Raw genomic sequence first — 20,028 nt, 5'->3', positions numbered from 1 at the left:
ATTATGAAAAATATTAATTAAGGGTGTGAAAAAGTAAATTTTAGATAGCATAATAATTGTATTTAATGTTAAAATATTATAGTTATGCAACTAATTGTTAATATGAATCAAATAAATTCCAAAAACTGATTTCATCCATAGGCTTATAAAATAAATATCCTTGTAACTGATTTATTTTTAATCTTTTTAAAATGTTTAATTGATTTTCGTTTTCAACTCCCTCTGCAATAGTTTTCAAACCTAATTCATCAGCAAATGATTTTATAGTCTTGACCAATGACAACACTTTTTTATCGAATTCGATATTTCTTGTAAATGTTATATCTATTTTGATTTTATCTATTGGTAAATTTGAAATATAATTTAATGATGAATACCCTGTACCAAAATCATCTAAAGAAAATTGTATTCCTAATTCTTTTAAACTAGTTAACAAGTTATTCATTTTTTCAAAGTCATTAATAAATAAGCGTTCAACTATTTCAATTATTATATACTTAGCTAAATTTTTATTTGAAGATAATAAAGTATTAAATTTTTCAAGGAAAACATCACTACTGAAACTTAATGGAGAAATATTTATAGAGATGGGTACTATCTTTAGTTTTTTGCTCAATCTATTATTTAATACTTCTAAAACGTGTTCAACCATCTTAATTTCTACATCTCCGATAAGATGAGAATGTTCAAGAACATGGATAAACTTTCCAGGTGGTATTATCTCACCATCTTTTTGCCATCTTAATAGTAATTCTGCACCTTCTATCGATAACGTTTTAGAATCAACATATGGTTGAAAAAAAGGTACAAATTCATTATTTTTGAATGCTTCATGTAATTTTTTGAAAATATTAAATGAATGAACAAGTTTTTCTTCCTGAAACTTATCAAAAAAGTTAATTTTTTTGTTTAGCTGTTGCCCTTCTTTTAAAGCTATAAAAGAGTTTTTTAATAGCCTTTCTGCATTGTTACCATTATCTGGATAAAAAGTTATACCACTATAAAATTCCAGCTTAACTGTTTTATTATCTATCACATATTCTTCTTCTAACTCCTTGAAGACTCTATCCATTATTGAGAAAATATCTTCCTTTAATCTTATATTTTTCATTAAAAGACCAAAGATATTTTCCTGAAACATCCCTAATATATCTGTTGATTTAACTGAAGATTCTAATCTTGATTTTATAACATTAAGAAGTTTTTCAACTTCCTCTTTAGTCAATATATGACTTGCCGCGTAAATATTTACAGGTTCCAGCAACACCAAAGCTGTTTTGTTTTCTTTTTTTACTTCACTTAAATAGTTATTTACAATTTCAATAAAATAATCTTTTAGAGGCAACCCTGTAATTGGAGAATATTTAGTTAGCTTTTCAATCTCTTTTTTTAGTTTCAACTGTTCACTAACATCCTTACCTATTGCTATATAATATTTTATTTCACCTTTTACAAAATAAGGAGTGATAACTGTATAAGACTCAATTAATTTACCATCTGCAGTTTTATAAACGATAAAGTCAGAAAAAACATTACCTGATTGTAAAGTCTTATAAAAGTTTTTTGCAAACTCTTTCGTATGAGTTTTTGAAGAAAATATTGAGTGATGTTTACCAATTATATCCTCTTTATCCCATCCGAATATTTTTGCAGTGGAATCATTTATGTATAAAATATGAAAGTCTTCATCCATAATCACAACAAAATCAAAAGAATTATTTAATGCAAAATTAATCGTTTTAAACCATTTTTCAGTTTCTATTCTGTTGATTGCAAATGATAAATCTTTAACAACTTCATAAAACAGCAATAATATTTCATCCTGAAAAAAATCTTTTTCTTGAGCAAGTATAACAATACTGCCAACAACTTCATCTTTTTCAATAATCGGTAAAAAACAACAAGAGTTTATATCATATTTTTCATATATTGGTTTAAAAACAACCAGTTCATCGTTAGATTTGACATCATTTTCAAAGGCGATCTGTTTTTTCTTTATACTTCTAATCATACTGCAATAGTTTTCAGGTTTTCTTCCTGACAAAATTTTTTCTAAGTATTTCTTTGCCGTATCATCAATATTTTTTGAGTAATAAGTTGGCCTTAAATAATCGCCATAAAATTTTAATATTAACCCATAGCTATCTTTGCCCAAAGTTGTAGAAACATTTAATAAGTTATCAAATAATTCGTTTATGTCAGACGCTCTGACTATCAATCTATTGACATATGACAATAAATTATACGCATCATTAAGTCTTTCATATTTTTTCTTTTGATAAACTTCTTCAGTTATATCTCTTGCAATATTAACTATACGGATAACTTTATTATTTTCTAATATGGGAACAATTACACTTTTTAAATAAAATAGCTTGCCATCTTTTCTTTTATTAATAAAAGTATACTCAAACTCTTTACTTGACTTTACATCTAACCATAAATTTTTATAAACATGATGCGGTACCTCTCCTGATTTAAATATATTAGGCTTTTTACCAATTAATTCTTCTCTTGAATAGCCTGAAATTAATTCAACAGCATTATTAACATAAATGATTTTCCCTTCAGAGTCAGTTACAAGATACCATTCATAGGCTTTATTTGCAGCAATTGATAAAAAGTTTAAAAACTGATTTTTTGCAATTTGTGAAAGAGTAAACTCGATATTACTTTTTAAATCATATAAAATATTTAAAACTCTTTTATCAAAAAAATAAGGTATATGAGAATATATTAATAAAATATATCTTACACTATCCTGAAATTTTATCGGAATTGCACAACTGGATATAACTCCTCTCTTTAACTGTTCAATCAACCAAATATACATATTCTCATTATTAAAAGTAAATTCATTAACTATAATCTCATTTGTTCTATAGGCAACAGACGCTGTACCCCGACCTTCAGGAATTCTTTCATCTATAGAAACTTTTACACCTTTTGCTGTATCATCTTTGATGTTTTTATTAAAATGTAATATTGGTTTTAAATATTTGCCTTGTTTTGTTGTTATAGTTATAACCTGACAATTTAATTTATAGGCTAAAATATCAATCAGCTCATCAAATAACTCCTTTTCAGAATTAGTTCTTAATAAGATCTTATTTATTTCTTTTGTAGCTTCTAATAGATGTTCATTTGTGATTTTAAATTTACGGAATAGGAAGATTAAATATTCTTCATTATTTGGTGAATGTAAGAAATATCCTGATAAAATGCGTTTTTGATTTTTAGTACTTACTCTTAAATAAATTTTATCTATGAATTTTTTATTGTTTAAGAGTATTGCTTCCTCTTTAACAGATAAATAATCTGTTATTTTATTGCCCTTAATTGAATTTTGGACATTAAATAACTCTTTTATCTCGTTATTATAAAGTTTAATATTGAATTCTTTATCTAATAAAAGGATTCCTATATTCTTACTTTCTAACAAATCTTCTATTTTTTCTCTTATCAAGTTAAATAACATAAACGTATTTATAACATAATATTTTTTAAATGTTAATTATTTTCATACATCAGAATAAAATTCCATCTAAAGCAAAAACAACTTGAACCGTGAGTACTATAGTGATAAAAACTTACATTGTTATAGTATAAGTTAAGAGGTTAATAATGAAATTTAGAACAAAAATATTGTTACTAATTTTTATTTTGGTGTTCCTAAATACTGTTGTTATATCTACTATTATGATTACTTCAAATCTAAATTCTTATAAAAAGTTTATTAAAAATTATGAAAAAGAACAGATAGAAAAAGTAAAAAATAAACTTAAGAATTATGTAAATATTGTTTATGAAGTAGTTAATCAAAGTTATAAAGATACTAAAAATATCGATTATATTAAAAAGAATTACGGTAAAAGATTAAAAAATGTGATTGATTTAGCTTATAATATAGTTGAAAATGAATATAAAAAATATAAGAATGGTGAAATATCAGAATCAACTGCGAAATCAAATGCTTTAATAGCTCTTTCAAAATTGAGATACGACAAAGGTGTTGGTTATTTCTGGGTAAATAGCGATGATTTGCCATATCCAAAAATGATTATGCATCCAATCGCAAAACAACTAAACGGAAAAATTCTCGATAATCCCAAATATAATGTTGCTTTAGGTAAAAATAAAAACTTATTTACTGCTATGGCAGAAATTTGCAGAGAAAAAGGGGAAGGTTTCGTAGATTATCTTTGGCCAAAGCCAGGAAAAGATAAACCACAACCTAAGCTTTCTTATGTGAAACTTTTTAAACCCTGGGGATGGATAATTGGTACTGGTATTTATGTTGATGATGTTGAAGAACAAGTAAAGAAACAGGTTTTGAATTATATAGCGAAAATGCGCTATAACAATGGCTCTGGTTATTTTTGGGTTAACTCTACAGATTTACCATATCCAAAAATGATAATGCATCCTATCGCAAAACAATTAAATGGGAAAATTCTCGATAACCCTAAATATAATGTTGCCGATGGAAATGAAAATTTGTTTGTTGCAATGGTTAAAGTGACTCAAAAATCAGGAGATGGATTTGTTAGGTATAAATGGCCAAAACCAGGTAATAAAAAACCACAACCTAAACTATCATACGTTAAGAGATTTGAGCAATGGAATTGGATAATTGGGACAGGTGAATATATTGATGACATTATGAAACTAATTGTTAAAAAAGAAAATGAAAAGAGAAAAGAAGTCAACAATGCAATAGTAAAGATTGTAATTACTGCATTACTTATCTTAATACTAACAATGGTAATAGGATTTATTATAACAAATAGTCTTGTAAAAAGATTAAGAATTTTAGGAGATAGTTTAAATGAATTATCAAAAGGTGAAGGTGATTTAACTAAGAATTTAGAAATAAATGGTAAGGATGTTGTTGCAGAAGTTGCACATTCATTTAATAAATTTGTAAATAACTTAAGGAAATTAATAGTTGATGTTAAAACTGGGACAAAGAACCTGGATGAATTAAGCCACACATTAGAAAAATATAGTGAAAATTTTTCAACTTCATTCCAATCTCAGAAAGATGCTATAACATCTACAGCAAGCGCAATGGAGGAAATGAGTGTAACTTCTAATGAAGTAAAAAGTAGAATTGAACAAAACACAGAAAATATAAAGAATCTTCTTAAAGAAACTGAAAATGGTAAATTATTTGTAGGCAATGCTGTTAACCATATGAATCAAATTGACAATAACGTTAAAGAATTATCTAGTATGTTTGGCAACCTCAATAAATCATCTGATGAAATAGGTGAAATTTTAAATGTAATTAAAGAAATAGCTGATCAAACAAATCTTTTAGCGCTCAATGCTGCAATTGAAGCAGCAAGAGCAGGTGATCATGGTAGAGGTTTTGCAGTTGTTGCAGATGAAGTAAGAAAACTTGCAGAAAAAACACAAAAATCTATTGAAGATGTTGAAGAAATAATTGGTAAATTGAGAAAAGATACTTTAAATGCTAATAATCAAATGAATGTTTCAATTGATAGTGTAAACCAGGGTACAAAAGAAATTTCAAATGTAAATGAGGTTTTTGATAAAATTTATAACCTTATGTTAGCTGTTAATGATGCTAGTGAAATCATTTCCCAGTCAATAGAAGAACAAACCTACGCTATTAATTCCGCCAATGATTCTGTCCAATCAGTCAAAACAAGTATTGAATCTGACACAGAACTTTTAGATAACTTAATTAGTTTAACAGAGGAAATGATATCCAATATAAAACAATTAAATCAGCTTCTTAATAAATTTAAAGTATAAGAAAATAACCAAAAGATAACTAAATTGATATGGTATTGTGAATATTACATTTTTTAAATCACCTTATTCTTGCCTTCTTTCTTTGCTTTATATAAGGCTTCATCTGCAATTATAATTAAGTCATTAGGGTTTAAATTATCTTTTGGTATGATGGTTGAACAACCTATACTTACAGTTACTCTTCCAAATGTAGCATAATCATGTTTTATGTTTGTTTTATTTATATTTTTAAGAATATTATTCGCTATCATCTTTGCACCATATTCATCTGTATCATATAACATAATAATAAATTCTTCACCTCCAAATCTTGCAACAACATCATTATTTCGCTTAACATTTTCTTGTAATATAAGTGCAATTTTTTTCAAAACATTATCACCAGCAATATGACCATAATTATCATTATATTTTTTGAAATCATCGATATCTATCATTAAAATAGAAATAGGTTTTCTATCCCTCTTAGCATTTTCCCACGATTGTTCAAAAAGTTGTTTAAAGATATATTTATTTTTTAAATTTGTTAATTTATCATGCGTACTTTTATGATATAAATCAGCAATTTCTATTTCATTCTTTATTTTAAGTTCTAAATCTCTAAGTCTATAGTAATCTATAATATAATTAGAAAATAAACCTGCAAAAGAAACAAAAAATAAGCCAATGACATCATTTATTAAAACATATTTATTTGTAAATGGAAATACAATTGAAAATACAATAAATACCAAATTAATAATAATAACTGTAAAGATATTATACTTAAACGGCAAATTTGATATGTTTGTAACATAAAGAATTAAAAATACTAAACCAGTATAGTAAAACTGATTAATATCCTTAGAAATAAAAATTACGGCACAAATATTAATACTTACCAGAATAGCAATTATTGAAAAAGCGATTATTTTAACTTTTATATTATTTTTCAAAAGCAATATAATAAAACAAATTGAAATTGGGATACCTATAAATAAAAACCTAAATTTCAAAAAAAGATATTTAAATTGTGGATATAATAAAACATCTAATATCCCAAATGAATAAAACAGCAGTACACCTATTACAGATGTTAATTTTAGAATTTTTTCATTAACTAAATTTGTTACATCCAAATACTCAAATTTTTCAACCATTTTTGTTTAACTCACATGATACCTTATCCCAATATTATATATTTCTTAAAGAAGTGTAAATTTTATATTATCAAAGATACTTTTAATTGCATTAATATAAGTTTTAATTTAATTTTTGTCGAGCTTTCCTTTAAAATTTAGCTGGAAAAGGCTCCAGTTTCTGATTGGCATGATTTATTTTTGTGTATCTTTCAAAATCAGTTACATAATGGGGATCTATTTATAATAAATTACATTATACGTTTCAACTATAAATTGACAAATTTTATCCTTTTATTCTATAGTTATTTATGTTTAAAAAGTTAATGTTTTGCAATTTACTGAAAAGAATTTCTTTTAAAGATGATGAAAAATTTTTTATCAAGATAAAGCATATTTTTTGTAATTTTGATGAAAAACCTGATATTGATTTAATTAACAATAACAAAGAAATAATAAATAATTATAAAAAAATGTTATCTGGTGATTTAACATATTTCATATATCAACTACCATCTGAAACAAATTTAATATTGTATTCAAGTTTATTAAAAAGAGATGAATCTGAAATAGAGACTGTGGAGTTTTTAATAGTTGCTGAGAGTGAATTGGTAGGTATTGTTAATGGCTTAATTAATAACAAATACATTGGATTAATTATATATCAAGATGATAAAATCAAGTTTGTTGATAAAGGGTTTGAATATATTACAGGTTACTCTTTTAAAGAAGTGAAAGAAAAAAGATTATCAACTTTTTTTCATGACTACGCTAAGGAATCTATTAAGTATTTGAGTATTTTAAGACAAAAAGGGAAAAATATTGAGCAGCATTTTTCTCACATCCCTTTTTTAGCTAAAAGCGGCTTTTATAAATATTTAAATCTATACGATTCAACAATTGATTTTTTAGGGGATAAAGCTGGGTGTATGATATTTTTAGATGTTACCGAAGAAAAATATCTAAACGATGTGAACAGGATTCAGTTGGGTTTGAATAAAATTTTTAGCAAGATAAAATTTAAAAAAGATTTATTTAAAGGGATTTGTGATTTTTTAGTATCTTTGCCTGATATCAGATTTGCCTGGATTGGAGAAGTAAAAAAAGATGGCGTTTATCCTATTTTTTATAGTGGATATAATGAAGGTTATATAAAAGTATTAAAACTAAAACTAAATGATCCAGAGATTTCGAAAGGGCCAACTATCAGTTCTATAAAACGAGGGAACATCTCAGTAAACCCAAACACAAAAGAAAATCCTGCTGTTCTTTTATGGCGAGATGAGATGGTAAAAAGGCGATTTTTTTCTTCTTGCGCTATCCCTATTAAATACGAAGATGAATATAAATATGTGGTAAATATGTACGCAGGTGAACCTTATTATTTTAATGAAAAAGTGGTTGAAGCACTAAAAAGTTTACAAGAAGATATTTCAGATTTTTTAGTTAAACTGGACGAATTAGAATTTAAAGAGTATCTCTATAAAGCAATAGAAAACTCCCATGACTGGGTTATGATTACAGATATAAATGGGAAGATTGAATATATAAACAAAGCTTTTGAAATTATTTCTGGTTATAGTAAAGATGAAATAATTGGCAAAACCCCATCAATTTTTAAATCTGGTTTGTATGATAGTGAATTTTATAAAAGATTATGGGACACAATATTAAATGGAGAAGTGTTTAACGGGGTCGTAATTAACAAGAAGAAAAATGGTGAGTTTTTTCAGTTAGATCATACAATTGTTCCTATAAAAATAGATGGCAAAGTAACAAAGTTTGTATCAATTGCAAAGGATATTACAAAAGAAGTTACTTTAGAAGAAGAGATTAAAAGATTTAAGTATTTTGATACGCTAACGAATTTATATAACAGAAAAGGTTTTATTTTGGAGACTAAAAAAGCAATAGAAAAATTCGGCATGTTAAAGGGTGTAAAAGTCATTTGTTTAATTGATATTCATTCCTTTTCTTATTTAAATGAGGTTTATGGGTTTAAAACCTGTGATGAGTTATTGAAAAAATATGGTGAGACTTTAAAAAGCACATTTTATAACACAGACATAGTGGCAAGGGTGAGCAGTGACGAATTTGCAATTTTTCTGATGATTAATAAAGAAGAAGAATTAACTCATATTTTAGATAAATTGTTTGAGATAAATGCAAATCCTATGAAAATAAGGGACGATTTAAAGATTAAGATTGATATAAATGTTGGAGTAAAAATTCTAAGTGATTTAGACGTAGAAGATGCTTTAAGTAAGGCAGAGCTTTCTGCAAAGCTCGCAAAAAAGGAAGGGGCTAACACTTTTAGAATTTACAATGAAGAAATAAATAAAAGAATTTCTCAACATTATAATACCTTACAGCTTGTTTTAGATGCAATAAAAAATAGATGGTTTGTTTTTCATTTGCAGCCCATATATAATGTTAAAGATTTGGATATAATAGGTTTTGAAGCGTTGATTAGGATTAATCATCCAGAAAAAGGGGTTATTTATCCTAATGTGTTTATTGACCTTGTTGAAAACTCACACCTATTGGAGGAATTTGAAACTCATTTATTTCAAATGATTATTGATTATTTAAATAAGATGAATTTTTCTGATAAAAATTATGAAATTTCGATAAATGTGAGTGTAAATTCGTTTAAAAAAGGCTTAATAGAAAAATACGTTAAAATTATACCAGAACATATGAGAAATAATATAAATATTGAAATTACAGAGCGAGTTTTTGCTGAGGATAATGAAAAGATAATAAATATTTTAAACAAAGTAAAAGAAAGTGGTTTTAAAATAGAAATTGATGATTTTGGCACAGGTTATTCTTCTTTAAGTTATATGGAAAGAATACCTGCAGATATTATTAAAATTGATATGTCTTTCACTCAAAAGCTGGAAAGCTGCTTTAGAACAAAAGCAATAGTAAAAACAATTATTCAACTTGCTCAAAATTTAGGCTTAAAAACGATTGCAGAAGGTGTTGAAACAAAAGAGCAGTTTGAGATACTAAAATCATTAGGTTGTGATTATGTGCAAGGGTATTATTTTTCCAAGCCTTTGCCATTAGACAAAATAGTTCCTCTCATTTGTGGATAAATAATGTAAGTTTTCTATTTTTGCGTATAGCTTGATATTGTCTTTAGTCAAATGAGAGAGAAATCACAAAAAGATATAAATTTAAATTAAAAAATTGTTGACATTTTTTTTTAAATACCATAGATATTGTCGACAATCGACTGTCGGCGAAAGGTGGTTGTATGTTTGACAGGGAAACATACAAAGATAAAGTTAAAAAGTTTATTTTTGAAATGATACTAAAAAGAGAGTTCAACCCAGGTGACCAGATAAGAGAAAGCAGTATTGCTGCTATGTTAAATATCAGTAGAGCACCAGTAAGGGAAGCTTTTAGAGAACTTATAGCTGAAAGGATTTTAGAGTATAAGCCTCATAAAGGAACATTTCTTAGAAAACTTACTCCAAAAGAGATAATAAATATTTATACAACAAGAGGAGTTTTAGAAGGTTATGCTGTTGCTGATGCTATGTTTAAAATCAGCGATGAAGACTTGGATATTTTAGATGATTATGTAAAACAGATGTACCGGGCAGCTAAAGCTGATGATAACTCTGTATTGATTGATATTGGTGATAAATTTCATGAGCTTCTATTTACTAAATGTGAAAATGAGTTGTTAGTTTATGAGACTAAAAGATTAAGCTTTAGATCGCATGTTTTATTTTCCCAAAATTGGGGAGTCATTTATACACCAAACGAAATTAAAAAAAGGCATATTAAAATTATCAATTCGATAAAGAGTGATAATAAAAAGTTAGTGGAAGAAGTCATTAGAGAGCATTATCTGGAAACAGGACAAAAAATAGCTCTTAGAGCTCAATGAGAGGTTGATATGGAGCATATATTATTTACTAATTTTGACTACAATCCAGATAAGTATTATTTTGTTTATGTGGGTGAGCTAAAATCTTATGGTATAAATACTTTCTTTGCAGAAGCTCTCTCTAAATTAAAACCTGAAAGGGAAGTGGAGTTTTTTGCCATTGTTCCAGATGTTTTTGAGCAGTACGATTATGAAAATATAATTGTAATAAATCCAATAGTTGAAGCTTATCAAAAGAAATCCACTAACAAGAGAAAGATAAGCTCAAGAATTACTTCAAGGGAGTTTTATACTGCTGTTTCCCACAATGAGTATGTGCACAATATGATACATAAGATATTAGAAAATCAGGAAGAGCTTTATGTGTATATGTTTGAAAGCTCTCCTTATTTGACTTTAATAGAGCACGAAAAAGTAAAACTAATAGGACCAGATCCATTTTTGGTTGAAAAGTTTAATAATAAAATATTTCAATATACTCTTTTGAAAAATGAAATCCCAGTTGTAGAGCATAAAATTTGCAACAGCTTTACTCAACTGGTAGATGAAACGGAAAGTCTAAGGGATAAATGGGTTGATGGTATCTTTGTGACTTTAGAATATAGTGCAGGTGGTGCAAACAGTATAATTTCTTACACAAAAAGGGAACTTTATGAAAAATTTAAAGGGTTTGATACCAATTATCTTATTTCGAGATATATCCCTCATAAATACGACCCCACTGTTTTAGGGGTAGTGGGAAATGAAAATGATGTATACATTGCTGGAGTGGCAGATCAAAGAATAGTTGATGGTACAAAGTTTACAGGTTCAACTTACCCATCCATATTACCAGAAAAGGTTCAAGATCAACTTTATGATTATACAAAAAAAATAGGTAGAATTTTAGGAAAATATGGTTACAGAGGTATTTTTGGTTGTGATTACATTGTAGACGATGATGAAAATGTATTTTTTGTGGAAATAAATGCAAGAAAACAGGGAACAACATTGGAGTTTTGTTGTACACTTGAAAACTGTTTGCCTGAAGGTAGCCCAAACCTACCAGAATTGGAATTACATGCAGTATTATATGAGAAATTCCCTGAAAATGTTATTGAAAAACGTGATTGCAACGAGATTCATTGGGGTACTTATAATTTTAAAGTCCCAACAAATACGGTAACTGATGGTTATATCCCTCAATTTAAAGATGAAAGGGAAATTTTTAGAAAAGTGGCAAAAGGGAAGTTAAAAAAAGACTATGTGGTGATGGAGCATATTGGTAACGATTTTATTATTACTACAGGTACTTTTTTGGCCAGAATTGTTTCAGTGGCAACGACAAGAGAAGAGATGCTTGAGGGTATAGAGTTTGGTAAAAAACTAGTAGAAAATACAATTTTTATACTTTAGGAGGTAGAGTAATGGATTATGGAGATGCTTTAACAAAAGAGTTGTTTGACAAAATATTTAGTGGTGAAAAAAAAGAGGTTTATAACTTTTTAAGAGATGAGATTAATGAGTTATATCAAAAAGCGAAAAGTGAAGAACTCACAGCACCAATAGTAGAGCTTTTTAGAAAGCTTCTTTTGTTAAATGAAAAAGATGGGATTAGCGCAGAGTCTTTTGGCTTTAATAGGGAAGAGTTATTAGAGCTTGCTGATAAACATAAAAATATAGATGAGCATGGTGTGACAGTAGGCGGTAGAGTTTTAAAAGCTATTCCAATTGTTGAGGAAGCAAATAAGAGGGTTGAAGAATATCTTGCTAAAAAAGATATTGAAGCGCCAAGTGGAATAGAATTATGGGATAAAATTGTTGAAAATAAGAAAAGGATTATGGAAACACTTGGTATGACAGATAAAGATTGGAACAGCTACACAGGTCAGTTAAAATTTGCCATAGAGGATGTGGAAACGCTTTCTAAAATAATTGATTTACCTGAAAAGGCTATAACTGATGTATTGAGAGTTACAAAGCATTATAGAATGAGACTTACACCATATTATGCAAGTTTGATAATGCCTGGAAATATCAATGACCCGGTATTGCTCCAATCAGTACCTACCGGAGAGATGGTAGATAATGTGGGTGTAGAGATTCCACCTGTAGCTGCTGACCATTCTCCAGCAAGATTGATAGATCAGTTTTACCCAAGAGTAGTTACGATCAAATCTACAAATATGTGTGCGATGTATTGCACTCACTGCTTAAGAATTGCTCATATTGGCAAAAAAGACAGAATTTATAACAAAAAAGCATATTTGGAAGCTTTAGAATATATTAAAAATAATAAAAACATCAGAGATGTACTTGTAACTGGTGGTGATGCATTTGTATTGCCTAACTCTTTGATTAGATGGATATTGGAAGAGCTGGATAAAATTGATCATGTAAAGATGAAAAGATTGGGGACAAGGATACCAGTTACAACACCACAGAGGGTTGATCAAGAGCTTTTAGATATTTTAGAAGAAAGTAACGATAAAAAACCATTGCGCGTTGTTACTCAGATAAATACAGCTCAGGAAATAACACCTATATCCAAAGAGGTATTTAAACAGATTTCCAAGAGAGTTTCAGCAGTTTTAAATCAAGCAGTTCTATTAAGAGGGATAAATGACTCAAAGGTAAAAATGTGGAAGCTTTGCGAAACAATACAGGAAGCTTATGTAAGACCATATTACGTGTTTAACTGCAGTTATAGAAATCCACAATTTGCCCATATGAGAGTGCCTGTGCAGGTTGGGCAGGATATTATAGAAGGGATGTATGGAAATATCTCAGGAGATGCCATCCCAAGGTATATTGCTACAGCAGGTGGTAAAATACCATTGCATAGAACAAATGTTGTAGAGTTTGCTGAGGATGGAAATATTATTTTGAGAAAGCCATGGAGTGGTGAGATTGTAAAATATCCAGATGCAGATCCTGAAACATATAAAAATGACAAACAGTTCGCTTTTAGGAAATACTATGATTAAACAGCAGTTTATAAATTTTTATAAAAATGAGGAGTCTGAAATATTCAGACTCCTCACAGACTTAGTAGAGACAAACAGTTATAGTTTTAACGAAAAAGGGATTAAAAAGTGTTTAAATATTTTTAGCAAAAAAGCTAATTTTCTATCGTATAAATTTTTAGAAAATAACTGTTTATTGCTGGAAAATAGCTCTAGTGGGAAAGATTATATTTTACTCATGGGGCATATGGATACAGTTTTTCCTGAAGACTCTAAATTTCAAAAAATTTTGTTTGAAGGTGACGTTGTAAAAGGGCCTGGCACATACGATATGAAGGGTGGTTTAGTTGTAGCTTTATATGCGCTGAAATTTCTACATTTTATTGGTGAATTAAATAATTTAAATATAAAGTTTTTGATAAATTCTGATGAAGAGATTGGTTCTTTAAAATCTAAAACTTTGATTGAAAAATATGCAAAAGGTGCAAATTGCGCTATTGTTTTTGAGGGTGCAGGAGAAAATGGGGAAGTTGTTACAGGTAGAAAAGGTAAAATTGGTTTAAAAGCCTTTTCAAAAGGGGAAGCAGGGCATGCTGCTTTTATCATAAAAGGTAAAAAATCAGCAATCTTGGATATTGCTCATAGAATAATTGATTTTGAAAACCTAAATGACATCAAAAAGAGGATTTCTTGCAATGTGGGTAAAGTTGCTGGGGGTATAGGTGCGAATACTGTGCCAGATTATGCAGAGATTATGATTGATATCAGGTATAGTTGCAAAGAGGATGGAGATTATTTGGCCAAAAAGATTTTGGATATAGCTAATAAAAGCTATATTAAAGGTGTTAAATTTGAAATGATTAAGACAAGTGAAAGACCATGTATGGATGAGAATGATAATATGAAATTTTTTAATAAGTTAAAAGAGCAGTTTTCAAACTATGGAATAAATTTGAAAAATGAATTTAGAAATGGTGTATCCGATGCAAATTTTATATCAGCATGTGGTGTCCCTGTACTGGATGGATTTGGTCCTTTAGGTGGGAATGATCATAGCGATAAGGAATTTATTATAAAAGACTCTGTTAGTGAAAGGATATTTTTAACTGCTGTTGCCTTGAAAAGTTCGTAAAAAATTGACAATATCTTCTGCAACCTTTTTTGAAATCTTACATTTTTTAGAGAGCTCTTCGCTTGTTATGTTGCTATTTGTATAAATATCTGGAAATTCTTTTAAAACTTTTTTTATAGTTTTTTCTCCAACCCCTTTAATTTGTAAAAGTGGGGATGATGTTAGGTCTTTTAAGGCAAGTTTTCTTTGGTATTCTATAGCAAATCTATGTGCTTCATCTCTTAATTTTTGAATCAAAAGCAACACTGGGTCATCCTTTTTAAAATTAATCGGATTTTTTCTGCCTGGGATATAAACTTCCTCTTTGGAAAGATTGTTGTTAGGCTCATCTTTGCTTCTTCCTTTAGCAATTGAGATGAAATTTGCCTGTATATTTTGTTCTTTAAATGCTCTAATGGCACTTTGTAACTGCCCTTTTCCTCCATCTATAATATATAAATCAGCTTGTTCCTCTTTATTTTTCATAATATTTAAGGCTTTTCGCCTAAAAATCTCATGAATTGCTAAGAAATCATCATTGTTGGCAGATTTTATTTTATATCTTCTGTATCTATTTTTATTGAAAGAACCGTTTTCAAAAAAAATAGAAACACCAACTGTATTTTTCCCGTAAAGATGAGAAATGTCTATACACTCAATAGTATTAATATCGTTTGGTAAATGGCATTTTTTAGCAAGATGTTCAAATAAGTCTTTACTTTTAATTTTTTTTGAAAGTTCTGTTTCAAAAAATATTTGAAGATTTTTATCAGCAAAATCTAAAATATCTTTTTTGATAGATTTTGTTAATTTAATATTTTTTTTAAACTCTTTTAATGTGTCTTCTAACAGTCTGTCAGTAAAATAGTTATTGTTTATTATAATAGATATTTTTTCAGGCAAAATCTTATTTTTTGTATAAAACTGTATTATGAAACCCGGGATATCATCTTGATAAATCTGCGAATTAAAAATCTCCCTATCTACTCCTATTATTTTACCGTTCCTGATAAAAATGATTAAGAGACCTGAGTATTGCTCATAAATTGTTTTAAAATAAAGAATATCAATATTTGCGTCTGTTTTATAAACTATATGCTGATTTAAACTTAATTTTTTTAGACCATTTATTTTATCTCTGTATTCAGCAGCTTTTTCAAATTCCAACTTTTTAGAGTGTAGAATCATTTTCTCTTCAAAATATTCTAATAGATTTTTAGTTTTTCCTTTAAATACACTTATGATATTATCTACTAGCGACATATATTCTTCTTTGCTTATTAAACCTTCACAAGGTGCAGTACACCTTTTAATTTGATAGTTAATACAGGATTTCCCTTTTTTAAAGGTCTGTTCAGAGCAAGTTCTTATTGGGAAAAGCTTTAAAAGTTCTCTCAATATTTCTCTTAAATCACTCACATTTACAAATGGACCTAAATATGTTGAATCTGAGGAGATTTTCCTACTTATTTTAATTTTTGGATATTCATGCGCAGTAATTTCTAAATAAGGATAAGACTTAGAATCTTTAAGTAAAATATTATATTTTGGTTTCTCTTTTTTTATCAGATTTGCTTCTAAAAGTAATGCTTCGACTTCGTTTTTAGTGATAATATATTTAATATCAAATGCTTTTTGCACCATTATTTCAGTTTTTAAATTAAGATTGTTTGTAAAATACGATTTAACTCGATTCCTTAGATTTTTGGCTTTTCCTATGTATAAAGGGGTAGAGTTTTTATCCAAAAAAATGTATACGCCTGGTTTTTCTGGTATTGTATTAAAGTCAAATTTTTTCATATTAAAAAAATCTAACAAAATATTTTAAAAAGTAAAGATTAACTTATTTTGTTTGAAAAATAGATTTAATAACCTTAATAAATAAAAATTGTTTGAAATACTGAACGAAGTTCATTTTACTTATTGTGAACATAATCTTGACAATCAAACATAATTATGTATATTGAAACAAAATTCCAAGGAGGTAAAATATGAAGAAGTTTTTATCACTAATTGCTATTCTGTTATTTGTTGTGTCCGTTTCACCTGATGCGTTTAGTAGGATGAAATTCGTTACTATTGGTACAGGTGGGGTAACTGGGGTTTACTACCCTACAGGTGGTGCAATTGGTAGAATAGTTAACAAGAAGTCTAAAGTTTATGGTCTTAAGGTAACAGTTGAATCAACTGGTGGTTCAGTTTACAATATCAACGCAGTTTTAAGCGGTGATTTAGAGTTCGGTATTGCGCAGTCTGACAGACAGTATCAGGCATGGCATGGTCTTGCTGAGTGGAAAGATAAAGGTCCTCAAAAAGATTTGAGATCTGTATTCTCTATCCATCCAGAATCCATCACTTTAATTGCTAGAGCAGATGCTGGTATTAATTCACCTGCTGATTTAAAAGGTAAAAGAGTAAATATTGGTAACCCAGGTTCTGGTCAGCTTCAAAACTCAAAAGACGTTTTAACTGCTTATGGTTTATCTGAAAATGATATCCAAGCAGAATACGCTAAAGCAGTTGAAGCACCTGGATTATTGCAAGACGAAAGAATAGATGCTTTCTTCTACACTGTTGGCCATCCAAATGGTAATATTAAAGAGGCTACTTCAGGTAGAATTAAAGTTAAACTTGTTCCTATAGCAGGAGAGGGTGCTGAGAAGCTTGTAACAAAATATCCTTACTATGCAAAATCAGTAATCCCTGTGAAATTTTATCCAAATGCAGTTAACAAAGAAGATGTTCCAAGTGTTGGTGTAAAAGCTACATTTATTACTTCAAGAAAAGTAGATCCAAAAATTGTTTATGCAATAACAAAAGAAGTTTTTGAAAATTTTGATAAATTTAAAAAATTACACCCAGCTTACACTGTACTTACAAAAGAGAATATGCTTCAAGGTTTAACAGCTCCTATTCACAGAGGTGCTTTGAAGTACTATAAAGAATCTGGCTTAATCAAGTACATAAGAAAAGATCTTATTCAATAATTTGTGATAAACAAATAAATTATCAGTAAATAGGAGAGGGTACCCCCCTCTCCTATTTTTTATGTTTATCAGTCATATATGGGGGTAATATGAACTCAGAAAATATAAAAAAAGCAGAAGAGATACTCAAAGAGGAAACAGGGGAATTAAGAGAGTTTAGGCCTCATGAAAGATTAATCTTTGATACAATTGCAGTTGGTTGGGCATTCTTCCAGTTGGCATTAGCGAGTTTCCTAATTTTAAACAGTACATATGTGAGAGCTATTCATCTTGCTTTTGCTATGGCCTTAGTATTTTTATCAATCCCTTTCTTTAAAAAACCAAAGCGCGTTTTACGCTTTTTGAGTGTAACAGATAAAATACCTTTGATAGACTATATCTTTGCAATCTTAGGAGTTGTTTCAGCTTTATATATTGTGATCGATTACAACGGTATTGCAATGCGAGCAGGTAGTCCTTTACCTAGAGATGTTATTTTTGGTTTGTTATTAATTGTGGTTTTACTTGAGGCTACAAGGAGATCCATTGGTCCTGCTTTGTCATTCATTGCCATAGTCTTTTCACTTTATGCATTTTTCGGCCCATATATGCCTGATGTTTTGGCCTATAAAGGTGTTACTTTAACCAAATATGTTAATCAGCTTTCGCTATCTACTGAAGGGATATATGGTATACCTTTAGGTGTTTCAGCTTCAATAGTGTATCTTTTTGTACTCTTAGGATCGATGCTCGATAGAGCTGGTGCAGGTAAATTTTTCATTGATTTAGCTGTATCATTACTTGGTAAATATAAAGGTGGACCCGCTAAAGCTGCCATTGTTTCAAGTGCTTTAACAGGACTTGTATCAGGCTCAAGTATTGCAAATATTGTGACTACTGGTACGTTTACTATTCCTCTTATGAAAAGTGTTGGTTATCCAGCTAAGAAAGCGGCAGCTACTGAGGTAGCAGCAAGTACTGATGGGCAGCTCATGCCACCGATTATGGGTGCAGCTGCATTTATTATTGCAGAGTATGTGAATGTACCTTATATCGAGGTAGTTAAGGCTGCTGCAATTCCTGCATTTGTTTCTTATTTTGCCCTTTTTTTTGTTACCCATCTTGAAGCAAGTAAGTTAGGGCTAAAAGGTTTGCCAAAAGAGCAGCTTCCAGATTTTAAGAAAACACTTAGAAATGGTTTACACTATCTTATTCCTATTGGTATGTTGGTTTATGAGCTTGTTGTTTTGAGACATTCACCAGAACTTGCTGCATTTAGAGCAATTATTGTATTAGCTGTCATTATCTTTATTCAAGAGTTTGTAAAATTTAAAAGAGGAGAAAATGACCATTGGTTGAAAAGTGCAATATCAATTATTAAATCAGGTTTTGTTGGTGGCTCAAGAAATATGATATCTGTTGCACTTGCGACTGCTTCAGCAGGAATAATTGTTGGGCTTGTAAATACAGGAATCGGTAGTATGATTACTGAGATAGTTGAGAATCTTGCTCAGGGTAATATATTCTTGTTACTTGTTATTACAGCTATTGCAAGTTTGCTTCTTGGTATGGGGCTTCCTACTACTGCTACATATATTGTTATGGCGTCATTGACAGCACCAATTATTGTTGAGGTTGGGGCAAGTTATGGGTTCTTTGTCCCTCTTATGGCAGCTCACTTATTCTGCTTCTATTTTGGTATATTGGCTGATGATACCCCGCCTGTGGGACTCGCATCATATGCTGCGGCTGCTCTGGCTGACTCAGAGCCGATTCCAACAGGTTTGCAGGGTTTCTTATACGATATGAGAACAGCGATTATACCATTTATGTTTGTATTTAATCCTGATTTAATACTTCATCAGGTGTATAGCTGGCCGTTGGGAATTTTGATATTTGTTATGGCTGTTTTTGCAGCATTCGCTTTTACAAGTGTGATTCAAGGATGGCTCATTACAAAAAATAAATGGTTTGAAATTCCATTTTTGTTAGTAGCAGCGCTCATACTATTTAATCCTGAAATATTATTGCATTACTTACCACTTGGTCCAGAATATAAATATTATATGTATATACCCGGTTTAGCTCTTTTCTTTTTAGTATTGATAGAGCAAAAGTTAAGAGAAAAACTCGTTTAATCTATTTAAGGGGGGCTTCCCCCTTTCTTATAATTTCTTTAGTTTCTATAACTTGACCT

General features: G+C 29.2%; 11 protein-coding genes. 8 read left to right on the top strand and 3 right to left on the bottom strand.

What is annotated here, in order from left to right; all coding sequences use genetic code 11:
* Positions 1–97: 97 nt before the first annotated feature.
* Positions 98–3,478 (bottom strand): EAL domain-containing protein, encoded by a 3,381-nt coding sequence (locus tag DEFDS_RS09355; RefSeq protein ID WP_013008556.1) that lies wholly within the window; start codon positions 3,476–3,478, stop codon positions 98–100.
* A gap of 146 nt (positions 3,479–3,624) precedes the next feature.
* On the opposite strand from DEFDS_RS09355, the gene DEFDS_RS09350 reads away from it, so the two are divergent.
* Entirely contained in the window at positions 3,625–5,784 is a 2,160-nt protein-coding gene (locus tag DEFDS_RS09350; RefSeq protein ID WP_013008555.1) for a methyl-accepting chemotaxis protein, read from the top strand.
* A 53-nt stretch (positions 5,785–5,837) separates the two neighbouring features.
* Here DEFDS_RS09350 and DEFDS_RS12720 read toward each other — a convergent pair whose 3' ends face one another.
* Positions 5,838–6,923, bottom strand: coding sequence for a GGDEF domain-containing protein (locus DEFDS_RS12720; protein ID WP_013008554.1), 1,086 nt, complete (start codon positions 6,921–6,923; stop codon positions 5,838–5,840).
* A 290-nt stretch (positions 6,924–7,213) separates the two neighbouring features.
* Here DEFDS_RS12720 and DEFDS_RS09340 point away from each other — a divergent pair, with 290 nt between their 5' ends.
* The 5 genes from DEFDS_RS09340 to DEFDS_RS09320 all read left to right on the top strand — a co-directional run bounded on the left by DEFDS_RS09340 (position 7,214) and on the right by DEFDS_RS09320 (position 14,886).
* Complete coding sequence (locus DEFDS_RS09340) at positions 7,214–10,006, top strand: bifunctional diguanylate cyclase/phosphodiesterase (RefSeq protein WP_013008553.1); 2,793 nt, start codon at positions 7,214–7,216, stop codon at positions 10,004–10,006.
* 161 nt (positions 10,007–10,167) lie between these two features.
* Positions 10,168–10,809 carry a GntR family transcriptional regulator gene (locus DEFDS_RS09335; protein WP_013008552.1) on the top strand — a complete coding sequence of 214 codons (642 nt, stop codon included), beginning with the start codon at positions 10,168–10,170 and terminating at the stop codon, positions 10,807–10,809.
* A 9-nt stretch (positions 10,810–10,818) separates the two neighbouring features.
* Positions 10,819–12,204, top strand: a complete 1,386-nt coding sequence (locus DEFDS_RS09330; RefSeq protein WP_013008551.1) for an ATP-grasp domain-containing protein — start codon at positions 10,819–10,821, stop codon at positions 12,202–12,204.
* Positions 12,205–12,215: 11 nt separating this feature from the next.
* Positions 12,216–13,775 carry a KamA family radical SAM protein gene (locus tag DEFDS_RS09325; RefSeq protein ID WP_013008550.1) on the top strand — a complete coding sequence of 520 codons (1,560 nt, stop codon included), beginning with the start codon at positions 12,216–12,218 and terminating at the stop codon, positions 13,773–13,775.
* Positions 13,768–14,886 carry a M20/M25/M40 family metallo-hydrolase gene (locus DEFDS_RS09320; protein WP_013008549.1) on the top strand — a complete coding sequence of 373 codons (1,119 nt, stop codon included), beginning with the start codon at positions 13,768–13,770 and terminating at the stop codon, positions 14,884–14,886. Before DEFDS_RS09325 ends, DEFDS_RS09320 begins: the two co-directional genes overlap by 8 nt.
* On the opposite strand, the gene uvrC is transcribed toward DEFDS_RS09320, so the two are convergent.
* Positions 14,857–16,665, bottom strand: coding sequence for an excinuclease ABC subunit UvrC (gene uvrC, locus DEFDS_RS09315; RefSeq protein ID WP_050742521.1), 1,809 nt, complete (start codon positions 16,663–16,665; stop codon positions 14,857–14,859). The genes DEFDS_RS09320 and uvrC overlap by 30 nt on opposite strands.
* A 191-nt stretch (positions 16,666–16,856) precedes the next feature.
* Here uvrC and DEFDS_RS09310 point away from each other — a divergent pair, with 191 nt between their 5' ends.
* Positions 16,857–17,852: a TAXI family TRAP transporter solute-binding subunit gene (locus tag DEFDS_RS09310; protein ID WP_013008547.1), complete on the top strand. Its 996-nt coding sequence runs from the start codon at positions 16,857–16,859 to the stop codon at positions 17,850–17,852.
* 89 nt (positions 17,853–17,941) lie between these two features.
* Positions 17,942–19,969, top strand: a complete 2,028-nt coding sequence (locus tag DEFDS_RS09305; RefSeq protein WP_013008546.1) for a TRAP transporter permease — start codon at positions 17,942–17,944, stop codon at positions 19,967–19,969.
* Positions 19,970–20,028: the final 59 nt, after the last annotated feature.

It is taken from the genome of Deferribacter desulfuricans SSM1 (assembly GCF_000010985.1).
Lineage (GTDB): Bacteria > Chrysiogenota > Deferribacteres > Deferribacterales > Deferribacteraceae > Deferribacter > Deferribacter desulfuricans.
Note: the sequence above shows the minus strand (reverse complement) of the source record. Positions and strands in the feature narration are given on the sequence as shown.

Excerpts from the sequence above, each read along its gene's own strand:
- DEFDS_RS09355 (WP_013008556.1), bottom strand. The coding sequence starts at position 3,478 with ATGTTATTTAACTTGATAAGAGAAAAAATAGAAGATTTGTTAGAAAGT.
- DEFDS_RS09350 (WP_013008555.1), top strand. The coding sequence starts at position 3,625 with ATGAAATTTAGAACAAAAATATTGTTACTAATTTTTATTTTGGTGTTC.
- DEFDS_RS12720 (WP_013008554.1), bottom strand. The coding sequence starts at position 6,923 with ATGGTTGAAAAATTTGAGTATTTGGATGTAACAAATTTAGTTAATGAA.
- DEFDS_RS09340 (WP_013008553.1), top strand. The coding sequence starts at position 7,214 with ATGTTTAAAAAGTTAATGTTTTGCAATTTACTGAAAAGAATTTCTTTT.
- DEFDS_RS09335 (WP_013008552.1), top strand. The coding sequence starts at position 10,168 with ATGTTTGACAGGGAAACATACAAAGATAAAGTTAAAAAGTTTATTTTT.
- DEFDS_RS09330 (WP_013008551.1), top strand. The coding sequence starts at position 10,819 with ATGGAGCATATATTATTTACTAATTTTGACTACAATCCAGATAAGTAT.
- DEFDS_RS09325 (WP_013008550.1), top strand. The coding sequence starts at position 12,216 with ATGGATTATGGAGATGCTTTAACAAAAGAGTTGTTTGACAAAATATTT.
- DEFDS_RS09320 (WP_013008549.1), top strand. The coding sequence starts at position 13,768 with ATGATTAAACAGCAGTTTATAAATTTTTATAAAAATGAGGAGTCTGAA.
- uvrC (WP_050742521.1), bottom strand. The coding sequence starts at position 16,665 with ATGAAAAAATTTGACTTTAATACAATACCAGAAAAACCAGGCGTATAC.
- DEFDS_RS09310 (WP_013008547.1), top strand. The coding sequence starts at position 16,857 with ATGAAGAAGTTTTTATCACTAATTGCTATTCTGTTATTTGTTGTGTCC.
- DEFDS_RS09305 (WP_013008546.1), top strand. The coding sequence starts at position 17,942 with ATGAACTCAGAAAATATAAAAAAAGCAGAAGAGATACTCAAAGAGGAA.